4 protein-coding genes are annotated in these 2,357 nt (G+C 37.9%); all 4 read right to left on the reverse strand.

Going from position 1 to position 2,357, the window contains the following annotated elements:
* Positions 1-210 precede the first annotated feature (210 nt).
* Positions 211-837, reverse strand: a complete 627-nt coding sequence (locus tag BM018_RS07475) for a hypothetical protein (RefSeq protein ID WP_092320180.1) — start codon at positions 835-837, stop codon at positions 211-213.
* Between the two features lie 132 nt (positions 838-969).
* Positions 970-1,404, reverse strand: coding sequence for a hypothetical protein (locus BM018_RS07480; protein WP_092320182.1), 435 nt, complete (start codon positions 1,402-1,404; stop codon positions 970-972).
* Positions 1,404-1,874 carry a peptidoglycan recognition protein family protein gene (locus tag BM018_RS07485; RefSeq protein ID WP_092320184.1) on the reverse strand — a complete coding sequence of 157 codons (471 nt, stop codon included), beginning with the start codon at positions 1,872-1,874 and terminating at the stop codon, positions 1,404-1,406. Before BM018_RS07485 ends, BM018_RS07480 begins: the two co-directional genes overlap by 1 nt.
* Positions 1,875-2,102: 228 nt before the next feature.
* Positions 2,103-2,357, reverse strand: a 255-nt coding sequence (locus BM018_RS07495; RefSeq protein ID WP_234945112.1) for a hypothetical protein, incomplete at its 5' end; no start/stop codon positions are given.

Genomic DNA, 2,357 nt, shown 5'->3' on the forward strand with positions numbered 1-2,357 from the left:
TTTTTTATACTATTGTTTTCAGGGGAAGGAAGTAGAAAGAGAAAAGATGAATTGTTAGAATAAACCCATGAAGAGAGCCCCCAATTCTTCCCGTAGGCTTTTAAGGATTCATCATCCTTAATGCTGCATTCCTCCCTATAAAATATTTGGGGAGGGATGTTTACATTCTATAAGGATATCTAGTATTCTGGCTATTCTATAACCTATTCTTTATAAAATGGCAAACCAAGAAGAGGTATCAGGATAACGTCCTTTGACATGTTGCCCTTCAATTTTTAATGTTATCTGTCTTGGTATCCAACGACCTACACCTATCACGGTATCCTCTGAATAAATCGCTTCAGAACCACTGATAACCTTAAGCAATATATAGTCCTTAGTTGCTTGACCTGTTCTTTTTACGGTAAACCATCCATTCTTTTGGATCGTCACTTCTGGAGACTGCACATTCAGAGATTTTAACTGTTTAATCCATAGTGACTTTGGATCATTTTCTGGAATATCACTGGAATCTTCTTTAGAAGAATCATCAGGAAGTTCTTCTGGTTTGGTGGTATTTTTCGGTTTAGTTATCGTATCATTTTTTGGTATAGAATTATCTTCGGGTTGGGTTATTTCATCAGGTTCTGGTGTAGGACTGTCTGTAGGAATATCCTCAGAATCTTTCTCAGATTTATCATCAGGAGTTTGTTCATCAGGTGAGGACTTGGGACTTTCCTCTTGCTTCTGAGAAGGGATAGAAGGATGTTTTGTATCATCATCCATCTTCGTTTCCCCGTTATCCATCATCCTAATAGAGCAGCTGGCCAGTATGAGAAGAATGAATATTTTCTTCATGGTTGCCTCCATAAAAATTTCTAATATAACGAAAAATATTTATATATTGGTTCCGTGACAAATGGTTTGCTACTTTTCGAACATAAGATTCAGAATGTGTTCCCCTGTTGTTTTTTATAAATATCATATATATTACCATTGTATAAGAGTGTATCCGAGACCGAACCCATAAACGAACCGTTGGTTTCTATAGTTGTATCCTGTTAACGAGTGGAATTGTATTCTTTTGTACCGGTATTCCCAACCCAGCAAGAATTCTGTATTAAGAATAAAAGCTTGGAGGGCAAGAGTATGGTTATAAGAAAAATGAGAACGAGGAAATAAGGATTGTGTGGTAATATTGCCATACCTTTCTGTTTTCACCGTTTGGGATACAACAACATTCTTTTGTGTGTTTTTTTTAGTTGTAACTCTCGCTTGGGACGATACTTCTTCAGGAAATTTCTCTACGGTTACGGTCTGTTCTAAAGGAGTGATAACATCCTTAGAACATCCTTTTAAGCCCGTTATCAATCCAAGAGAAAACATTGCAAAACTGTAAAAAATCCCATACAAAATACGCTTCATTATTGATATCTTCTTACTAATATACCCAACGGAGACCTTGCAATAGCATGAATAACTCTGTCTCCCGGACATTCCTTGGAAGAAAAGTCCCTGTGGTAAATAATAGAGGGGCTTTTATGCAGTACTATTAATTCCTCTAAAGCTTTCATTTGTTTCAGAGAAGGCTCTTGTTTGGTGCCATCACCTATGAGACACATTCCTAAACTTTTCTTGTTCTGTCCTCCGCTCCGACAATGGATTTGGTACTTTGCTGTTTCCGGACAATACCAAACGCTTCCATCAAACTCAATGACAAAGGTGTAGCCAGGATTTATCCATCCTCTTATCATAACGTGGTCGTTCTCTATGATATGTCGGTAGTGTTTCTTTTCTTCCTTCACGAGGATGACTGGAGTGTGCACCATCATCTCTTTTCCTATCCATGATGGGGATGGATTTTTATCCCATAACTGGTACCATTTCTTACTCATGGATTCCCCCTTTATTTAAGTGTAAGAAGCGGGGCAATGTGGAAGCGGACATGCTCATACCCTAATATAACCAAAGCAAACGAGGGTAATAGAAACAGGAACCTCCATAAATTTATCTTTTTTCTTTTTCTTCTGAGATAAAATAAGGCCAGGAACACGTATCCTAACATTCCATACAACACAAAAAGATAACAAAGTATTCCTATGATTAATGTCATTTTCTTCCTCCTACCGAGATAGTTCCCAGACGCGTTCAACCTGCCAAATACCGAACACAATAATAGACAGTAATCCCAAAATAATAACAATAACAATGAGTCCACTCACATCTTTAACACCCAGCTTAAACCGCCCTTTAGAGATGTCAAGGTCGAACGCGTCGTCGTAAGAGCCATCCTCTACCTTTTTGACCACTTCTTTTAAGTCGTTGGCTATGCCATGCACCTTTTTGTGAGTATGGGCAGCAAATTCTTTTAATTTCTC

It is taken from the genome of Brevinema andersonii (assembly GCF_900112165.1).
Classification (GTDB): domain Bacteria; phylum Spirochaetota; class Brevinematia; order Brevinematales; family Brevinemataceae; genus Brevinema; species Brevinema andersonii.